General features: G+C 35.6%; 16 protein-coding genes. 7 read left to right on the forward strand and 9 right to left on the reverse strand.

Translation table 11 applies throughout. The features are described 5' to 3' along the window. Positions 1-21: 21 nt before the first annotated feature. On the reverse strand, positions 22-594 hold the full coding sequence (locus JMA43_RS03695) for a MarC family protein (protein WP_342155017.1): 573 nt from the start codon (positions 592-594) through the stop codon (positions 22-24). 126 nt (positions 595-720) lie between these two features. Between JMA43_RS03695 and JMA43_RS03700 the strand changes: the two genes are divergently transcribed. The 4 genes from JMA43_RS03700 (at position 721) to JMA43_RS03715 (ending at position 6,060) form a co-directional block, all read left to right on the forward strand. After that, positions 721-1,290 (forward strand): DUF3109 family protein, encoded by a 570-nt coding sequence (locus JMA43_RS03700; protein ID WP_342155018.1) that lies wholly within the window; start codon positions 721-723, stop codon positions 1,288-1,290. Between the two features lie 427 nt (positions 1,291-1,717). Continuing rightward, complete coding sequence (locus JMA43_RS03705) at positions 1,718-2,698, forward strand: ribonucleotide-diphosphate reductase subunit beta (protein ID WP_342155019.1); 981 nt, start codon at positions 1,718-1,720, stop codon at positions 2,696-2,698. A gap of 158 nt (positions 2,699-2,856) precedes the next feature. Further along, on the forward strand, positions 2,857-5,289 hold the full coding sequence (locus JMA43_RS03710) for a ribonucleoside-diphosphate reductase subunit alpha (protein WP_342155020.1): 2,433 nt from the start codon (positions 2,857-2,859) through the stop codon (positions 5,287-5,289). Between the two features lie 144 nt (positions 5,290-5,433). Next, positions 5,434-6,060, forward strand: a complete 627-nt coding sequence (locus JMA43_RS03715; RefSeq protein ID WP_342155021.1) for an SDR family oxidoreductase — start codon at positions 5,434-5,436, stop codon at positions 6,058-6,060. Positions 6,061-6,127: 67 nt separating this feature from the next. On the opposite strand, the gene JMA43_RS03720 is transcribed toward JMA43_RS03715, so the two are convergent. Together JMA43_RS03720 and JMA43_RS03725 are read right to left on the reverse strand one after the other, a co-directional pair. Further along, on the reverse strand, positions 6,128-8,407 hold the full coding sequence (locus JMA43_RS03720; protein WP_342155022.1) for an inorganic phosphate transporter: 2,280 nt from the start codon (positions 8,405-8,407) through the stop codon (positions 6,128-6,130). An 82-nt stretch (positions 8,408-8,489) separates the two neighbouring features. After that, positions 8,490-9,689 carry a porin gene (locus JMA43_RS03725; RefSeq protein WP_342155023.1) on the reverse strand — a complete coding sequence of 400 codons (1,200 nt, stop codon included), beginning with the start codon at positions 9,687-9,689 and terminating at the stop codon, positions 8,490-8,492. Positions 9,690-10,052: 363 nt separating this feature from the next. Here JMA43_RS03725 and JMA43_RS03730 point away from each other — a divergent pair, with 363 nt between their 5' ends. Beyond that, positions 10,053-11,393 carry a deoxyguanosinetriphosphate triphosphohydrolase gene (locus tag JMA43_RS03730; RefSeq protein WP_342155024.1) on the forward strand — a complete coding sequence of 447 codons (1,341 nt, stop codon included), beginning with the start codon at positions 10,053-10,055 and terminating at the stop codon, positions 11,391-11,393. A 9-nt stretch (positions 11,394-11,402) separates the two neighbouring features. Here JMA43_RS03730 and JMA43_RS03735 read toward each other — a convergent pair whose 3' ends face one another. Next, on the reverse strand, positions 11,403-12,428 hold the full coding sequence (locus JMA43_RS03735; protein WP_342155025.1) for a DUF3078 domain-containing protein: 1,026 nt from the start codon (positions 12,426-12,428) through the stop codon (positions 11,403-11,405). A gap of 56 nt (positions 12,429-12,484) precedes the next feature. Further along, on the reverse strand, positions 12,485-14,254 hold the full coding sequence (dxs, locus tag JMA43_RS03740) for a 1-deoxy-D-xylulose-5-phosphate synthase (RefSeq protein ID WP_342155026.1): 1,770 nt from the start codon (positions 14,252-14,254) through the stop codon (positions 12,485-12,487). 391 nt (positions 14,255-14,645) lie between these two features. Between dxs and JMA43_RS03745 the strand changes: the two genes are divergently transcribed. After that, positions 14,646-15,095 (forward strand): nucleoside deaminase, encoded by a 450-nt coding sequence (locus tag JMA43_RS03745; RefSeq protein ID WP_342155027.1) that lies wholly within the window; start codon positions 14,646-14,648, stop codon positions 15,093-15,095. Positions 15,096-15,169: 74 nt separating this feature from the next. Here the strand turns inward: JMA43_RS03745 and JMA43_RS03750 are convergent, their stop codons facing one another. The 4 genes from JMA43_RS03750 to aspS all read right to left on the reverse strand — a co-directional run bounded on the left by JMA43_RS03750 (position 15,170) and on the right by aspS (position 19,327). Continuing rightward, positions 15,170-15,364 carry a cold-shock protein gene (locus JMA43_RS03750; RefSeq protein ID WP_202028381.1) on the reverse strand — a complete coding sequence of 65 codons (195 nt, stop codon included), beginning with the start codon at positions 15,362-15,364 and terminating at the stop codon, positions 15,170-15,172. A gap of 85 nt (positions 15,365-15,449) precedes the next feature. After that, positions 15,450-15,704 (reverse strand): hypothetical protein, encoded by a 255-nt coding sequence (locus JMA43_RS03755; protein WP_342155028.1) that lies wholly within the window; start codon positions 15,702-15,704, stop codon positions 15,450-15,452. Positions 15,705-15,712: 8 nt separating this feature from the next. Continuing rightward, positions 15,713-17,506, reverse strand: coding sequence for a chloride channel protein (locus tag JMA43_RS03760; RefSeq protein WP_342155029.1), 1,794 nt, complete (start codon positions 17,504-17,506; stop codon positions 15,713-15,715). Positions 17,507-17,578: 72 nt separating this feature from the next. Beyond that, positions 17,579-19,327 carry an aspartate--tRNA ligase gene (aspS, locus tag JMA43_RS03765; protein ID WP_342155030.1) on the reverse strand — a complete coding sequence of 583 codons (1,749 nt, stop codon included), beginning with the start codon at positions 19,325-19,327 and terminating at the stop codon, positions 17,579-17,581. 495 nt (positions 19,328-19,822) lie between these two features. On the opposite strand from aspS, the gene JMA43_RS03770 reads away from it, so the two are divergent. Continuing rightward, positions 19,823-20,179 carry a toxin-antitoxin system YwqK family antitoxin gene (locus JMA43_RS03770; RefSeq protein WP_342155031.1) on the forward strand — a complete coding sequence of 119 codons (357 nt, stop codon included), beginning with the start codon at positions 19,823-19,825 and terminating at the stop codon, positions 20,177-20,179. The last annotated feature ends 86 nt before the right edge of the window (positions 20,180-20,265 follow it).

Below are 20,265 nucleotides of genomic sequence, written 5' to 3' on the forward strand. Positions count from 1 at the left end.
ATAGCTAATAAAGATTTAGAATTAAAACAATCCGGTTACGTTACTCGCAAATAATTTAACCGATATGGCTAACAAAATTACACCAAAAACTTTACGAATCACAGCTAAACCCGATTTACCTAATACCTTTCCGATTCTGCTAGACGATTTTAATACTGCATAAACAATAATAATGTTTACAAGAATAGCAATAATGATGTTTTCTACATGGTATTCTGCACGTAGCGATAATAAAGTGGTCATGGTACCGGCACCAGCAATTAAAGGAAATGCTAGCGGAACAATAGATGCAGTTTCGGGAGCGTCATCTTTATAAAGAGTTATTCCTAAAATCATTTCTATAGCCAAGAAAAATAAAATAAACGATCCGGCTACGGCAAACGAGTTTACATCGATACCAATAAGTTTTAGGATTTCTTCTCCAATAAACAAAAACGCAACCATAATTACGGCAGCAACAATCGATGCTTTTTCAGACTGAATATGTCCAACTTTATTTCTTAGGTCAACTATAATTGGCACATTTCCAACAATATCGATAACCGCAAAAAGAATCATCCCTGCGGTAACTATTTCTTTAAAATCAAAATTCATGTTTTCTCGATTTTTAAAATCGGTGCAAAGCTATAAATATCTAACGGATAAAACATAGCTAAACAGCATAAAAAATAGCGAATTTTTTTACAGTTTAGTCGTTTTTAAAAGTAGTATATTTGCGGCATGTTTCAGTTAGGAAAAACCATCGTATCCGAAGAGATTTTAGAAAACGACTTTGTATGTAATTTATCAGCATGCAAAGGTGCTTGCTGTGTTGAAGGAGAAGCGGGAGCGCCCGTAGAAGAAGAGGAAACCAAAATTTTGGAAGAAATTTATCCGAAGGTAAAACCATTTTTGCGTCCCGAAGGTGTCGAAGCTATTGAGCGCCAAGGAACTTTTATAAAAGGTGAAGATGGCGAGTGGGAAACACCACTTGTAAACGGAAGTGAATGTGCGTATGTAACTTTTTCTGATAACGGAACAGCTTTTTGCGGTATCGAACAAGCTTATAATGCAGGTGAGGTGCAATGGAAAAAACCAATTTCTTGTTATTTGTACCCTGTGCGGATAAAGCAATACCAAGAGTTTGCCGCAGTAAATTATCACAAATGGCATATTTGCGACGATGCGTGCTCCTTAGGGAAAGAGCTTCAGGTGCCTGTATATAAATTTGTGAAAAATGCTTTAATTGAAAAGTTTGGCGAAAAATGGTATAGCGAACTCGAAGAAGTCGCTAAAGATTTAGGACATTAATTTTCCAAATTTTAATATGATAATTTCCTTGTCGTTAACAAATCGTTATTTCCAAGCGAAAAAAAGTTTCTCAACTATTAAATCTGTAAAATAACACTAAAATTTTTCTAGAAACTTCAAAGAACCTCTAGCGTTATTTTTTTTGAAATAAAACCGCATTGTTTTTCTTTTTCCTTGATTTACGTAGTCTTACAGTAAAATAGCGTTGTATTTTTAAGCGACAAAAATTAGATTTCAACAAATTGATTAACAATGTCTTAACATCCCTTTGTTTATTAGGGGTTTACATACATTTCAACAATTCATGTTAAAAACTTTTAAAATTATTATTGTTAATAACCTTTCAATTTCGCCGTCATTTTTCAATATTTGTTAGTCCCAGATTACAACAAAAAAAGAAATAATAAAACGCTAAAAACCAGAAGAAATGTCAGCATCAATAGAGCCAATTTTACAAGAAAACAAAGACCGATTTGTTATTTTTCCAATTCAACACCACGATATCTGGGAATGGTATAAAAAACAAGAAGCGTGTTTTTGGACTGCTGAAGAAATTGACTTGCACCAAGATTTAACAGATTGGAATAATAAATTAAACGACGACGAGCGTTATTTTATTAAACATATTCTTGCATTTTTTGCTGCTTCTGATGGGATTGTAAATGAAAATTTGGCTGAAAATTTCGTAAACGAAGTACAATATTCTGAAGCAAAATTTTTCTACGGATTCCAAATCATGATGGAAAACATTCATTCGGAAACATATTCGTTATTGATTGATACGTATGTGAAGAATGAAAAAGAAAAAGGACAACTTTTTCAAGCTATTGAAAACTTTCCTGCCATCAAGAAAAAAGCCGATTGGGCACTAAAATGGATCGAGTCACCAAGTTTTGCAGAGCGTTTAATTGCCTTTGCTGCGGTAGAAGGAATTTTCTTCTCTGGAGCTTTTTGTTCTATTTTCTGGTTGAAAAAACGTGGATTAATGCCGGGGCTTACATTTTCAAATGAGTTGATTTCTCGTGACGAAGGGATGCATTGCGATTTTGCAGTTCATTTACACAACAATCACCTAAAAAATAAAGTAAGCAAAGAGCGTATCAAAGAAATTATTGTGGATGCGTTAGACATCGAAAGAGAGTTTATTACCGAGTCGCTTCCAATTAGTTTAATTGGAATGAATGCCACATTAATGACGCAGTACTTAGAGTTTGTAACCGACAGACTTTTGGTAGAGTTGGAGTGCGAAAAAATTTACAATGCTACCAATCCGTTTGATTTTATGGATATGATTTCGCTTCAAGGAAAAACAAACTTCTTTGAAAAGCGTGTTTCAGAATACCAAAAAGCGGGTGTACTTAACAAAGATGACGATAACCAAAAAATAAGTTTTGATGCCGATTTTTAATCGCATTAAAAAGTAGGATTCCCCATTACTTATAAAATATTTACTGCCAACATTTTGTGTTAACAGGCTGTTGGCGGTTAAACTAAAAATATCTTTTCCGTTTGAATTTTCAAATTCGAATAGAATAAACTATCCTTTAATTGAAAAAATTGTAGCGTATGTATGTAGTTAAAAGAGACGGCAGAAAAGAACCCATCATGTTCGATAAAATTACGGCACGAGTTCGTAAACTTTGTTATGGGTTGAATGAATTGGTAGACCCAGTAAAAGTAGCGATGCGAGTTATCGAAGGACTTTACGACGGGGTTACTACTTCAGAATTAGATAATTTGGCAGCAGAAATTGCAGCAACCATGACGACAACGCATCCAGATTATGCGCGTTTGGCAGCTAGAATCTCGGTTTCAAATCTTCATAAAAATACAAAGAAGTCGTTTTCTGAAACAATGGCCGATTTGTATAATTATGTAAATCCACGTACAGGAAAAGATGCGCCGTTACTTTCTGATGAAGTGTTTGAGGTAATTCAGAAGAATGCCGACAAACTAGATTCGATGATTATTTACAATCGCGATTTTGGGTATGATTACTTCGGATTTAAAACTTTAGAACGCTCGTATCTTTTAAAATTAAACGGAAAAATTGCAGAACGTCCGCAACATATGCTAATGCGTGTTTCCGTAGGAATTCATTTAGATGATATCGACAGTGTATTGGAAACATATGAGTTGATGTCTAAAAAATATTTTACCCACGCTACACCAACACTATTCAATTCAGGAACACCAAAACCGCAAATGTCTTCTTGTTTCTTGTTAACAACCAAAGAAGATAGTATTGACGGGATATACGACACGCTAAAACAAACAGCCAAAATATCGCAATCTGCTGGAGGTATTGGCTTGGCTATTCACGACATTCGCGCAACAGGAAGTTATATTGCTGGAACCAACGGAACTTCCAACGGAATTGTTCCGATGTTAAAAGTATTTAACGACACAGCTCGATATGTAGACCAAGGAGGAGGAAAGCGTAAAGGATCTTTCGCAATTTATTTGGAGCCTTGGCATGCCGATATTTTTGACTTTTTAGATTTGAAGAAGAACCACGGAAAAGAAGAAATGCGTGCCCGCGATTTGTTCTATGCTATGTGGATTCCAGATTTGTTTATGAAGCGTGTGGAAGAAAATGCAGAGTGGACTTTGATGTGCCCGAACGAATGCCCAGGACTTCCAGATATTCACAGTGAAGAATTTGAAGCTTTGTACTTAAAATACGAGCAAGAAGGAAAAGGAAGAAAGAAAATTAAAGCACGTGAACTTTGGGAAAAAATTCTAGAATCTCAAATTGAAACAGGAACGCCTTACATGCTTTATAAGGATGCTGCCAATAGAAAATCAAACCAGAAAAACTTAGGGACAATTCGTTCGTCAAACCTTTGTACGGAAATCATGGAGTACACATCTCCAGATGAAGTTGCGGTTTGTAACTTGGCTTCTATTGCGCTTCCGATGTTTGTAAAAGGAAATGAGTTTGACCACAAAGAACTTTTTAGAGTTACCAAGCGTGTAACACGTAACTTAAACAGAGTAATCGATAGAAATTATTACCCTGTTGAAGAAGCGAAAAATTCAAACATGCGCCACAGACCAATTGGTTTGGGAGTGCAAGGGTTGGCAGATACTTTTATTAAGTTGCGTATGCCTTTTACTTCGGATGAAGCTAAAAAATTAAATCAAGATATATTCGAAACACTTTATTATGCTGCTGTTACTGCTTCTATGGAAATGGCAAAAGAAGAAGGTGTTTACCAAACCTATGAAGGTTCTCCAATTTCAAAAGGAGATTTCCAACACAATTTATGGGGTATTAAAGACAACGAACTTTCTGGAAATTGGGATTGGGAAAAGCTTCGCAAAGAGGTGCTTAAAAACGGAGTGAGAAACTCACTTTTAGTAGCGCCAATGCCAACAGCTTCAACTTCTCAAATTCTTGGAAATAACGAGTGTTTTGAACCTTATACTTCTAATATTTATACACGTAGAGTTCTTTCTGGTGAATTTATTGTGGTGAACAAACATTTGTTAGAAGATTTAGTTGATTTAGGATTGTGGACAGAAGAGTTAAAACAAGAGTTGATGCGTGCTAACGGTTCTATTCAGCATATAGAAACCATCCCGCAAGACATTAGAGATTTGTACAAAACTGTTTGGGAATTGAGCATGAAAGACATTATCGATATGTCGCGTCACAGAGGTTACTTTATCGACCAATCGCAGTCGCTTAACTTATTCATGGAAGGTGCTAACTATGCAAAATTAACATCGATGCACTTTTACGCGTGGAAGAGCGGCTTAAAAACAGGAATGTATTATTTAAGAACTAAATCGGCTGTAGATGCAATTAAATTTACAGTTGATAATACTAAGAAAACTGAAAAAGTGCCTGCGGAAGCAGCGCAAGTTAAATCGGAGGCAAAAGCAGCTACACCAGTAGCAGTTGAGCCATTATCTCCAGAAGAAATGAGAGAAATGATTGCAAAATCTAAAGAAGCTCAAGGAGATGACGATTGCTTAATGTGTGGATCTTAGATCTTTTCATTTATATAATTGCGGAAAGGGAAGTGGTGTAAAAACGACTTCCCTTTTTGTTTTTTAGTATTAAAGACATCCAAAACTTACGTTAATCATTGCTAATATTTTGGTGGCACTTTTTTGATGTGTTATATTGATAGTATGGAAAATATATTAGTAGCTGGTGCTAACGGTACCACAGGAAAAATAGTAGTAGACCTTTTAAATGAATCTCAATATTTTACGCCAATTGCAATGGTTCGTAAAGAAGAACAACAAAAGCAGTTTACCGATAAAAATATAAAAACCATATTAGGCGATTTAGAAGAAGATTTATCTCACACTGTAAAAGGAGTCGATAAAGTTATTTTCGCAGCAGGATCTGGCGGTAAAAATGTAGTAGAAGTAGATCAAGAAGGAGCGAAGCGTTTAATTGATGTTTCTAAAATAGCAAACATTAAAAAATTTGTAATGCTGAGCTCTATGGGTGTAGATAATCCTGAAGCTGTAAATGAATTAAAAGATTACTTACAAGCAAAGCAAAAAGCAGATATTCACCTTAAAAATAGTGGTTTGAATTATGCAATTGTTCGTCCAGGAAGTTTAAATAATAATGTAGGAACTGGTCGTATTGAGTTAAAAGAAAAATTAAATAAAAGAGGAGAAATCAGCAGAGCAGATGTCGGTCAAACTTTAGTAAAGGTATTACACGATGATGTAGCTAATAGCTCACTTTTTGAAATTATTGAAGGAGATGTATTGATAGGTGATGCAATCGATAAATTATAAATAGTATTCTATTTTGTAGCAAAACAAAAAAGGCGCCATTTGGCGCCTTTTCTTATTTAGGAAGTTTTTATTTCTCTTCTTCAATAGTAATCTCTGCTTTCGGAACAGAACTATCGTATTGATCGTCGTAGAGCTCCAATAAATTCATTGTTGCAACTACCAAATCTTTTGTTTCTGTTAGTAAACTAAAGTAGAGTGTTGTGTTTTTCGGACTCGATTCTTCATTACGAGTTCTCGAAATTTGTTTCTCTATTTTTTTGCTTACACTATCCAATAAATGTTTTTTATCGTTGATAATAGCATTGATTTCTCCAAAAGCACGTCCTTCAAAACTCTTATTTACTTTTTTGAATAGCGATTGCATATCATTTTGAAGATCTAATAATTCGCGCGTTTGGTTGAATTTTAGTTTCTTATGATTGTTGTTTACGTGTTTGTATGACGATTTCCCGATGTATTCTAGCGACTGTGCCATGTCTTGTAAGTAACCCAAAACATTAATGTAAAAATGGCTAGCACCAACACTCGATTCGTCTAAATTCTTGATAAAATAGAAAACACTTTCTTGTAATTCATCTATTTCGGCGGTAAGCTTATCGTTTCCTTTTTTGGATTTCTTCAGTTGTTTTAAATCTTCTTTAGAAAGTCCTGTAATAGCATCCGTGTAAATTTTATAAGCTCTATTGGCAACCGCAGCAATATTATCGGCACTTTCTTCAATTACCCCTTGGATAGAACTACTTTCAGCTCTGCTAAGGCTATCTTCTTCTTTAATTCCGCTAGATTTCTTTTTGTAATTAATGTAGTTTCTAACCAATAAAATAATGGCAAAAAACAACAAAATAGCAATGGCAGCAGGCCCACCAATATAAATCAAGTACGCCATTGTAGCTGCAGCAATAAATGCTGAGAAGGCTGTAAAAAACCAACCACCAATTACATTAAAAACCCCTGCAACACGGTACACAGCACTTTCGCGTCCCCAAGCTCTATCTGCTAAAGACGATCCCATTGCTACCATAAATGTTACATAAGTTGTAGAAAGTGGTAGTTTCATTGAAGTTGCAACAGAAATTAAAATTCCCGCAATCATTAAGTTTACAGAAGCCCTAATTAAATCGAATGCAGGAGCATCGTCTGCTTTTTCTTTGTCTAATAAAATTGCAGGTTTTTCAAACTGTGCGTTTATTTTGCGTTGTGTTTCTTTTGGTAAAACTGCAGTGATAACCAAATTAGTTTTTGTTGAAGCTCTTACGATCCATCTAGAAAGTAAGTTAGGCTGAAACTTTTCTTTTCCTTCATTTTGTCTTGAAAGTCTAATTTCGGTTTCGGCTACAGAACGTGCTTTTTTAGAAAACCAAAGTGTAAGCACCATGATTCCACCAGCAACAAAAAGTAATAATGGCTCGGTAGGAACTTTTTCAGCTAAAGAACCCATTGCAAATTGATCTGGAGCAACACCAGAACTTGCCCATGCTTCGTACGAGTGGTAAGCCGCCATCGGCACTCCGATAAAGTTTACAAGGTCGTTTCCAGAGAAAGCCAATGCTAAACCAAAAGTTCCCATAATGATAACCAATACTAAAATGTTTTTCTTGAAAACACGAGTGTACAGTTGAGAGAAAAGTGTCCAGAAAATAAAGCTTCCTATCAGTACAAAAATTTCGTTTCCTTCGGTTACTTCTTTAATATCAGCATAATATGGAGTTCCTTTAAGACCCTTCATGAAAATAAAATAGGTAATTCCAGTAAGTGCAACACCTCCAAATAAAGCTCCGAAATGTTTCATTCTTTTTTCATACTGAAAAGAAAAAATCAATCTTGATATAAACTGAACAATGGCACCAACTGTAAAGGCTATTACTACCGAGAGTAGAATCCCCGAGATGATAACCATAGCTTGATCAGAATTGATATATTTTGATAAGTCGGCTACAGTTTCGCTGTCGGAAGCACCAATTTTAATAAGAGCTACTGCAACGGCTGCTCCAAGTAATTCAAATACAATAGAAACCGTTGTAGAAGTTGGCATTCCGAGTGTATTGAAAAAATCGAGCAAAAGAATATCTGTAATCATCACGGCCATGAAAATGATCATGATCTCGTTAAACATAAATTCCTTCGGAACGAAAATACCTTTTCGAGCTACTTCCATCATTCCGCTAGAAAATACAGCACCTATAAAGATTCCTAAACTAGCAATAATCATAATGGTTTTAAAGGAAATAGCTTTAGAACCAATGGCGGAGTTTAAAAAGTTAACGGCATCGTTACTTACTCCCACAACAAGATCGGCAATAGCAAGAATTGCTAAGGCTACAATCATTAATAAATAGATATTCTCCATGACATCAAATATAATTATTCTCTTTTATATAACTGCTTACTATTCAGTTTTTTAAATAAGCAGTGTTTTTTCGTTTATTTTTTTAAAAATGAACTTCAATTTGTAATCGTGCTAATAGTTGATCGCTGTTGTCGAAAATAGACAAATAGCTAAAGTCCGATTGCACTTTTAATTTATGGCCAACTATATATTTTGAAATACCAACAGTGTATTGGTTTTCTGTACTTTTTAATGTTACCGATCTGTCTAAATCGATATTGGTATATCGGGTGCTAATTTCCCAATTATTTTTAAATAAATACCCCGCTTGAAGGTTAACTCCGTTTCCAACTGCAACTACATCTCCTGTGGTGCTTCCGTCGGAATTTTTCGCGATGGGATCGTCTGCATTTCTGTCGGCATATTCACCTAAAAAAGAAAAGTTTTTGTACTTAAAAACCACATCAACAAATAAGGTTGAAATATCGGTATGGTATTCGCCAACATCATTTTGCATAAAACTCCCCATATTACTGCGAGTTTTTATGGCATCGTCATTAAAATCGTAGGTAGCAGCAATCATCAGTTTAGGTTTTTCCTCTCTATTGAGTGCGCTTCCTTTGTATTCATTATTTCCTTCAAAAGCTCCAAACGGTAAAAGTTCTACACGACTGGTGTACTGATAGCCGCCAATATTTCCAACGGTAACGTTTCTTCCTTCACCTTGAGATAAGGCAAACTTTTCTCGAATTAAAAATGTTGGAGTTACATACCAATGGTGCCTTAATTGCGCTCCCATATCTCGGTCGATATTGAATTGCGCATTCAGTAAAGAGCGGTCTACAAATTGTAAATTCCCCGACGATATTACACGTTCAACATTTCCAGGAAGTTTTGTTTGTCCTACCCACAAGCTAAAATTCTTATAAAAATTCCACTTTAACAAGGCGTCGTAAATGTATCTAGGGGTGTTGTTGGTGTAGATAGATGCACCAGAAATATCTCTGTTGGATAAACCAATTTCTATTTTATAAATGAGTTTTTTTGTTAAGATATGCCCATCAAATTTTAATCGTGCTCTACGAATTAAAAAGTTTGTGTACGCGTCGGTAAAGTCACCGTTTTCTTCACTCCAAGTTGCGGTGCCGAGTAATTGCATTCTAGCCGCAAATTTCATACTCCATGTGCTATCTTTTCCAACAATGTTGAGAATTCCTTTACCAAAACGCGGTGCTTTAACTTCTTGCGCATTTACCGAAATGCACAGCAAGCTAAACAGCACAAACGCTGTTAAATACTTCATTTTACTTCTTAGTTTTTGTCGCTGCAAAGAACAGACTGCAATGTTAAGAAATTGTTTCTTGTATGTTATTATATTAAAAACATTGCATAAAAAAGGCTGCCTTTTGGGCAGCCGCATATTTCGGTAACTAAGTCGACAAAAACTAAAAGTTAGTGAAATATTACATTTTTATGAGATGCAAAAATGTAAGTTTCAATTGAATTCAATGTAAATAAATAATTAAGTTAGTATTAATTTAATTCACCTCAATTAATTGTGGCCTTCAGTTTTAATATTTCTGCGGAATTATTTTCATCTCTTTTTTGCTGAATAGTGCCTTCAAAAAGAAATCTCTACTGTATCTTGCAGACTTAAATTTGTAGTATGAACTGGGAAGAATTATTATCGCTAAAAAGGTATAACGACAAACATAAAAGACTTCGAAAAGAACAAGATGAAACTCGTTTGGGTTTTGAGGTAGATTACGATCGCGTTATATTTTCGTCTGCTTTTAGGAGTTTACAAGATAAAACGCAGGTGATTCCGCTTTCTAAAACCGACTTTGTTCATACACGCCTTACGCATAGTTTGGAAGTTTCTGTGGTTGGAAGAAGTTTAGGAAGAGTTGTTGGAAAAACAATCCTTGATAAACATCCATATTTAGCAGAAGTTCATGGGTATAAATTTAACGATTTTGGAGCTATTGTTGCCGCAGCTGCTTTAGCTCATGATATCGGGAATCCTCCTTTTGGACACAGTGGAGAGAAAGCAATTGGGGAGTATTTTAAGCATGGAAATGGTCAAAAATACAAATCGCAATTAACCGATAAAGAGTTTCAGGACTTGATAGATTTCGAAGGAAATGCAAATGGATTCAGAATTTTAACTGAAACTCGCGAAGGTATTATTGGTGGTTTACGATTAAGCTATGCTACACTTGGCGCTTTTATGAAATATCCAAAGCAATCCCTTCCGAAGAAACCAACCTCACAAATTGCCGATAAGAAGTTCGGTTTTTTTCAAGCTGATAAAGATATATTTGAAGATGTGGCACAAGAGTTAGGATTGAAGCAAACACGAACGGGAGAAGACTTTTCGTATGCTAGACATCCGTTGACGTTTTTAGTGGAAGCTGCCGATGATATTTGTTACACCATAATCGATTTTGAAGATGGAATCAACCTCGGACTTATTCAAGAGGAATTTGCGTTGGAGTACCTTATTAAATTGGTGAAAAATACAATTCAAACAGATAAATACCATGCGCTAACTACCACAGCCGATAGATTGGCGTATTTACGCGCGCTTTCAATAAGCACGCTAATTAACGACGCTGCAAAGGTATTTCTTGAAAATGAAGAAGCTATTTTAAATGGAGATTTCCATGTGTCGTTACTCGATAAATCGGCTTACAAAGCGCAAATTGAAGATATCATCAGTTTAAGTGTAAACAAAATTTATAAAAGTGCGGATGTACTTCAGAAGGAAATAGTGGGGTATAAAATTATCAATCAGTTACTCGATGTTTTTTGTGGAGCTGTAATGCGTACAAGCGATGATACTGCTACAAACTATGATAAGTTAATACTGAATTTACTTCCAGAGAAATATAAAATTACATCGGGAGGGTACGCCTCATTGTTGGCGGTTACTCAGTTTATCGCTGGGCTTACCGATGGAAATGCATTGTTAATTTTTAATAAGATAAATGGAGCTTTGGTGTAAACGGAAAATTTAAAAATTATAAATTACTCCAATTCCCAACGATTGTTTGAATTGTATACGCGGACTGTAACCAATTGTTTCGCCAGTTGTAGTTTCGAATTCCTCGAATTTAATATCATTATCGTAAATTAACTGTGTTCCGACATTGGCAACAACATAATCGTTTACTTTAAATTCTACGTCGATTAACCAGTTGATATCGATGTTTCCAAAGCTATTCAAATAATCGCTGTACAAGGTTAAGCGGTTAGATAAAAACATGTTTTCGTACACCTTTGTTTGGTACGAATTGGTAATTAAAATTCCGATTTCTGTAATTGCGTTTTTACCGTCTTTAATTTTTACACCATTGGCATCATACACTGCTTTTTCAACACCAAAAGCACCTTGATCGGCTAGGTCTTGATTCAGTACAAAAGTCGATTTTTGAGTGATAGGAGAGATGTACAAAGTAAGGTCTTTGTCTTCTGGAGAAAACTCACTACCAAAACCAAATAAGAAATACCCAGGAGCCATAAAACCCGATATAGGGTCGTCGGTATTTGGGTATTTATAACCGTTTGAAAACTGAGTGTTAAAGTTCGCTTTAGCAGAAAAGTACCAGTTTGATAAATCTTCCATTCTAAAACCAAGCGTAGAGTTAATGGCAAAAGCGTCTTCGGTTTTTCTAATCTTTTGTCCTTCTTGAACGTTAAGACCGTATCGCATTATCATTTCGTTATTCCATTGTACTTTTTCGTACTTGTAATTTCTTTCAAATTTAGCATTTCCAAGACCGCTAATCGAGTTGTTACCCCCGGCGCTCCAGTTTACAAAAGCAATTTCGCTAATGTTCATGCCAATTTTATTAACACGTTTCCAACGTGGCGGAATAGGCTTATATTCTTTAATGATTTTTGTAAGATTGACGGTATCTCTACCAGAAATTAGAAAGACTTCTTTTGTGGTTGGGTTGGTGTACACATGCTCATCGTCATCTTGAGCTTGCGCCAAAGTTAACGACATGAAAAAGAAGAGAATAGCAAAAATCCTCATTGTTTGATAGAAATAAAGTTAGTTTAGGTTTTACAAAAATGAAAAAAAAAGATATGTTATAAAAATTTATTAATTTCATTTGCAATGCTCTTCGCATCTATTCCTACAATTTGGTGTAATTCTTCAACGGTTCCGTGTTCAATAAATTGTGCAGGAATTCCTAAAGTTACAATTTTTTTGGTGTAATTATTTTCCGAAGCAAATTCAATAATAGCACTTCCTGCGCCTCCTTTAATCACTCCATCTTCAACGGTAAAAATAGTGTCGTAAGTCGAAAAAATTTCATGTAAAAGCGGTTCGTCTAACGGAGCAATAAAACGTAAATCATAGTGAGAAATAGCTTCAGTATTTAAAATATTTATTGCTTCTGAAGTGTTTTTTGCCATATTTCCGATACTGATTACGGCTATTTTGTTTCCTTTTCTAAGTAGGGCTCCTTTTCCAATTTCAATAGAAGAAAACTCTTGCTTCCAATTGATGGTAACACCACGACCACGAGGGTAGCGAATAGCAATCGGAAGACTCAAGCCTTGTTGCGCTGTAAACATGATGTTTCGAAGCTCGATTTCGTTTCTTGGTGCAAAAATGATAAGGTTTGGAATACATCTTAAATACGCAATGTCAAAAACGCCATGATGCGTAGCGCCATCTTCCCCTACAAGTCCGGCTCTGTCTAAACAAAAAATTACAGGTAGTTTTTGCAAGGCTACATCATGAATAACTTGGTCGTACGCACGTTGTAAAAAAGTGGAGTAAATATTGCAAAACGGAATAAGTCCCTGTGTTACCATTCCTGCCGCCAAAGTAACTGCATGTTGTTCGGCTATTCCTACATCGAAAGCTCTCGAAGGAAACTTTTTCATCATATATTTTAACGAACTTCCAGTTGGCATTGCGGGTGTAATCCCCACAATTTTTTCATTTTTTTCGGCAAGTTCGATAATGGTTTCTCCAAAAACATCTTGGTATTTTGGAGGTTGTTCTATACTTGGTTTACTGATAAGCTCACCTGTAAGTTTATTAAATTTCCCTGGTGCGTGGTATTTAACTTGGTCTTCTTCTGCTTTTTTTAGTCCTTTTCCTTTGGTGGTAATAACATGTAAAAAACGAGGGCCTTTAATATTTTGTAAGCGTTTTAATTCTTTTAAAAGTTTAGGAATATTGTGTCCGTCAATTGGGCCGCTATAATCAAAATTCAGGGCTTTTATAATATTGTTTTTTGCAAGTTGCCTATCCTTTTTTACGTTGGTGAGATATTCTTTTAATGCACCAACACTTGGGTCGATTCCAATAGCATTGTCATTTAGAATGATAAGTAAATTAGCATCCGAAACGCCAGCGTGGTTAAGCGCTTCAAATGCCATTCCGCTAGCAATAGAAGCATCTCCAATAACTGCAATGTGCTGTTTGTTGGTAGCTCCCAGTAAGTTGGAAGCCATTGCCATTCCTAAAGCTGCAGAAATAGAAGTAGAGCTGTGGCCTACACCAAAAGTGTCGAAAACACTTTCTTCTCTTTTTGGAAAACCACTTACGCCGTGTAACTGTCGGTTGGTGTGGAAAATGGACTTTCGTTCAGTTAAAATCTTGTGCCCGTAGGCTTGGTGTCCAACATCCCATACAAGTTGGTCGTAGGGAGTGTTAAACACGTAATGTAGCGCAATGGTAAGTTCTACAACACCCAAACTTGCACCGAGGTGTCCTTCTTTGGTTGCTACAATATCAATTATAAAATCGCGGAGTTCTTTTGCAACAGTAGGTAACGCTTCGGGGTTTAGTTTCCGAAGATCGTCTGGATTTTTTATGGTATCTAGCAACAATGTATTCATGTAACAAAAGTACAAACAAAGATTTGTTCTTTTTCTGTTTTGTATTTAAGAAATATAGATGTGTAATGTGGAAGTTTATTTTACTATGTCAACTTCAGTTTTATAGAATTTGAATAAAGAAGAACTCCAACTACTAGATTTTTAATAATTTAATTATTCTTTCATTTTTGTCTTGACACAAAAACGAAACAAAAAAGTCAAGACTGATTTAAAAAGTATCAGAAAATCTACGGAAACAACCTCCACAGATAAAAAGAACTCGCTGTGCTCAAACAGCTTTTTATCTATTTGCCCACGCTGCTTCCTTGATTTTTAATACTTTTTAAATAGGTCATTTATTACATGTAAATCATTCTTATTTCGAGTTCATTTTTGTTAGTATCTTTGTGGTATGATAGATCCTTTTGACGACACGTATTTTATGAAAAAAGCGCTTGAAGAGGCGCAAATAGCTTTTGATAAAGGAGAAATTCCTGTTGGTGCTGTTATTGTGGTAGATAATCGTGTGATTGCGCGTACACACAATCTTACCGAAATGTTGACCGATGTTACTGCACATGCCGAGATGCAAGCAATTACTTCGGCTGCTAATTTTTTAGGCGGAAAGTATTTACAGGGTTGTACTTTGTACGTCACCTTAGAACCTTGCCAGATGTGTGCTGGTGCTTTGTATTGGAGTCAGATTTCAAAAATTGTGTACGGTGCTTCTGATGCGCAACGCGGATTTAAAGCGATGGGAACACAACTTCATCCGAAAACCGAAGTAGTTTCTGGGGTGTTGGAAGAAGAAGCTTCCACATTGATGAAGCGTTTTTTTATTGAAAAACGAAATCTTAATTGAGTGTTTTCCGAAGGAAATAAATAAAAAAAGTCGCCCAAATGGACGACTTTACATCTTACAAAAATAAAATATCTTTAGCCGATTACTTGCACTTGTGCAGCAACCATACCTTTTCTTCCTTCTTCTTCTTCGTATTCTACTTTGTCACCTTCGTTAAGCTCAACACCTTTAAGTTCAGTTACGTGAACAAAAATGTCTTTACCTGTTTCGTCGTTGGTAATGAATCCGTAACCTTTTGATTCATTGAAAAATTTTACTGTACCAGTCATTATAAATTGTAAATAAAAATTAAAGTACCAAATGTACCAATTAAATTGTACGGAGCACTAACTTTAAGGATATTTATTTTAAAAATTATTGATTTTCAGTGTTTTTCCCCTTTTCATCGTTCATTTTATCAATATTTTCTTTTGTAAGCATATAATCCGTAATTTTTTTATTTTTTGATCTGGAGAAAAGAAATAACGGAATAAGGATAAACGAAAAAGCGAGTACGCCCAAACCAATAATTCGGTCGCCCAACAAATTGTTGTCTTGCCATTTAAAGTAATATCCTACAACAAAGGCGATTAAAATGATAAAAAATACGAATTGAACTGCTCTTTTCATGTTGTTTTTTATTTGGTGAAAGAAATTAATTTTCTTCTGTATGCAGTTAATAATTTAGATTTTGACACAAACCCGTAATATTTTCCATCTTTTATTACAGGAAGGTTCCATGCACCGCTGTCTTGGAATTTTTGCATTACTTGTGTCATTTTATCGGTTTGCATTTTTATAACAGCTGGTGGGTTTTGCATCACGTCTGATGCTTTTATGTCGTTGTATAAGGTCTGATCGAACATGATCGATCGGATATCATCTAATAAAATAATTCCTTCTAAATAATTAGTTTTTCTGTTGAGAACAGGAAAGATATTTCGATTTGATTTTACCACAGCACTGTGTACAATTTCTCCTAAATTCATATCAGGGTATAAAGGCACAAAATTAGTTTCGATAACGGTACTAATGTCCATTAAAGTTAGTACAGCTTGATCTTTGTCGTGGGTAATAAGTTCTCCTTTTGTTGCAAGTTCCATGGTATACACCGAATGCGCTACAAAGTATTTTGTAATTGCAAATGAGATGGTTGCAGTAATCATTAACGGAATGAAAAGTTCGTATCCTCCGGTAAGTTCTGCAATTAAGAAAATTGCGGTAAGCGGCGCATGTAAAACCCCAGCCATGAGTCCTGTCATCCCGACAAGTGTGAAATTACTTTCGGAAACAGGAGCATCTAAAATACCGATATTATTGAGGACTTTGGCAAGACAATTCCCCATAATGCTACCCATAAATAGTGTAGGAGCAAAAATTCCTCCAACACCACCAGCACCAAAAGTAATGGCGCTTGCTACAATTTTAAACAGAATTAATCCAACCAGTAGCGCTACGACAACCCATACATTGTCGAGGTCGATGTTGAAAAAGTTGTTTTCGAGTGCCGCTTTTGGATTTCCTTGTACCAAATGGTTCATTACTTCGTAACCTTCACCGTAGAGCGGCGGAATAAAAAACACTAAAATCCCGATGGCAATACCACCAATTAATAATCTTTTTACGGGCGATTCTATCTTTTCAAAAAAGCTGTGTATGCCTGCGTAAACTTTTGTAAAATATATTGAAGTGAATCCTGCTACAACTCCCAATAAAATAAAAAATGGCACATCGTGAAGCACAAAACCTTCCTCTAGTTTGAAAGGTAAAAGTATGTCACTTCCGAAGAAAAAATAAGAAGTAATAACTCCTGATAAAGACGCCAATAATAAAGGGAGTAAAGACGCCAAAGTAAGGTCGAGACTAAAAACTTCTACCGCAAAAATAATAGCTGCAATAGGAGCTTTAAAGATAGACGACATAGCTCCTGCAGCGGCGGCTCCGATGAGTAATGTTCTCGTAGCTTGATTCATGTGAAACAATCTCGAGATGTTAGAACTTATGGCAGCTCCTGTTGCTACGGTTGGCCCTTCTAATCCTACTGAACCTCCAAACCCGACGGTAAATGGTGCGGTAAGAATACTTCCTACCATTTGAAATTGTTTCATAATTCCTTTTCGCTTTGAAATAGCAAAAAGGGTAGATGGGATACCATGACTTACCCGATGCCTAATTACATATTTCATAATTAGGAATGTAAGTGTTAACCCGATTAGTGGGTACACAAAATAAAATGCATGGTGGTATTTTTGGATAAGTTTCCCTTCGAGTAAAAGTTGAATAAGGTGGGTTAAGTTTTTTAAAACTACCGCTCCAACTCCAGAGGTAAACCCTACGAGAATACTTAAAATATATACAAATTGTTGTTGAGAAATATGTTTGGCACGCCAAATAAGTATGCGGGTAAATAAATTTTTCTTAGTGTGTGGCATCACCCATATTTTTTAGTTAAAAGCAAAGTTGCCTAAAAATACGTTTAAATTTTTAGGCAACCTTATTACTTTTTAAAGATTCAACTTTATGTGTAATTCTTTCAATTGCTCGTTGTCGATTTTTGCAGGCGCATCAATCATAACATCGCGACCCGAGTTGTTTTTTGGAAACGCAATAAAATCTCGAATAGTTTCTTGTCCTCCAAGAATGGCTACCAATCTATCAAATCCAAATGCCAAGCCTCCGTGTGGTGGCGCTCCGTATTGGAAAGCATCCATCAAGAAACCAAATTGTGCTTTTGCTTCTTCGTCTGTAAACCCTAAATGTTTAAACATTAAAGCTTGCAAGTCTTTGTCGAAAATACGAATAGAACCTCCTCCAATTTCGTTTCCGTTAAGCACCAAGTCGTATGCATTTGCACGTACATTTCCTGGTTCGGAATCGAGTAATTTTATGTCTTCTGGTTTTGGCGATGTAAACGGGTGGTGCATTGCGTGGTAACGTTCTGTTTCTTCATCCCATTCTAAAAGCGGAAAGTCTACAACCCAAAGTGGTGCAAATTCATCGGCTTTACGCAACCCTAAACGTTCTGCCATTTCCATACGTAAAGCACTTAATTGTGCTCTTGTTTTATTTGCTGGTCCTGAAAGCACACAAATTAAATCGCCCGCTTTTGCTCCAGTTGCTTCTGCCCATTTTTTAAGGTCTCCTTCATCGTAAAATTTATCTACGGAAGATTTAAAAGTACCATCTTCATTGCATTTTACATACACGATTCCGAGTGCTCCTACTTGCGGACGCTTCACCCAATCAATCAATTTATCGATTTCTTTTCTAGTGTATGAAGCTCCTCCAGGAATTGCAATTCCAACAACCAATTCAGCATCGTTAAATACTTTAAAATCTTTGTGTTGTGCTACTTCATTTAACTCGCCAAATTCCATTCCGAAGCGAATATCTGGTTTGTCATTCCCGTATTTTCGCATGGCATCGTCATACGTCATGCGAGGAAATTCAGCAATATCAATTCCTTTAATCTCTTTTAAAAGATGACGTGTAAGTCCTTCAAAAACATTCAAAATATCTTCTTGCTCTACAAACGCCATTTCGCAGTCTATTTGCGTAAACTCTGGCTGTCTGTCGGCACGTAAATCTTCGTCTCTAAAACACTTTACAATCTGGAAATATTTATCCATTCCCCCCACCATAAGCAATTGCTTAAAAGTTTGTGGCGACTGCGGAAGTGCGTAAAACTGACCTTCATTCATACGAGAAGGTACCACAAAATCGCGCGCTCCTTCTGGTGTAGATTTAATTAAATATGGAGTTTCAACCTCAATAAATCCTTCGTTAGAAAGGTAGTTTCGCACTTCGATACCCACCTTATGTCTAAACATCAAGCTGTTTTTAACAGGATTTCTACGGATGTCTAAGTAACGATATTTCATGCGAAGTTCGTCTCCACCATCGGTTTCGTCTTCAATAGTAAAAGGCGGTGTTTTCGACTCGTTTAAAACGGTGATGCTTTTCACTAAAACCTCAATGTCTCCCGTTGGGATATTTGCGTTTTTAGATTCTCTTTCAATAACAGTTCCTTGCACTTGAATAACAAACTCTCTCCCTAGGTTTTGTGCAGTTTCCAAAACGTCTTTCGGTGTACGTTCTTCATCAAAAATTAACTGTGTAATTCCGTAGCGGTCTCTCAAATCGACCCAAACCATAAAACCTTTATCTCTTACTTTTTGCACCCATCCAGAAAGGGTAACATCACTATGTATGTGTTCGTTGCGTAATTCGCCACAAGTATGACTTCTGTACATGAATATTAACTTTTTATAAGGTGCAAAGGTAATAAGTTAAGGGTGCTAAAAGAAACTTTTTCTGTTGGAAATTAAGATTCTTGTTTTTAGTCAATTCTATTCTGTTTTTTAGGCTAATACTTTAAACAATTTGCTGAATGAAATAGGGCGATTTTTCTTTATTATTCTATTAAAATTTGTATCTATTTCGCTATTGCTAGTTAATGTTTCTGCTGAATAATTATTGTTTTTTCTACTGAAAATGTATCAGAAATTGAGTTTTTTAAGATTATAATTATCGCTTTTAGCCTATTTGTAAGTGAAAATTTAAGATTCCAATGTTAAGTTTTTAGTCAAAATAAAGATTTAACATTACAAAACACACTGATAATCAATTAAATACAATTTCAATGTTAATTTAATGTTACGTAAACGTTTTGAAAAAGTAAAGTATTTAAGTATATTTGTTATGTAAATGTAAAGAATTTAATAATTAATAACGAAAAAGATAAAATCATGAAAAAGACAGTTTTAATTTTTGCGATGCTTTTTTCGTTAGTGATGGTTGCTCAAAATGTTGAGAACAAGCCAAAACTGGAGAAAGAAGGATATCTAGTGAAAGCAACCTATTTCCACGAAAATGGACAAATTGCTCAAACAGGATATTATTTAGAAGGGAAACTTCATGGGGAGTGGAAAGCTTACAATGAAGCAGGAAAGAAAATAGCGATGGCCGAATACGATAAAGGTGAGAAAACTGGAAAATGGTTTTTCTGGAATAACGATACGCTAAAAGAAGTTAACTACGAGGACAACAGTATTGCAAAAGTAACCACTTGGAACAATGCAAACCCAGTAGTTGCTGTACCTTAAAGAGTGAATAAATATTATTTTAAGACCATGCTGTAAAGCATGGTTTTTTGTTTTTAAACAATTTGTAAAGTGCTAATTTTTATGGT

The organism is Joostella sp. CR20 (genome assembly GCF_038433465.1).
Lineage (GTDB): Bacteria > Bacteroidota > Bacteroidia > Flavobacteriales > Flavobacteriaceae > Galbibacter.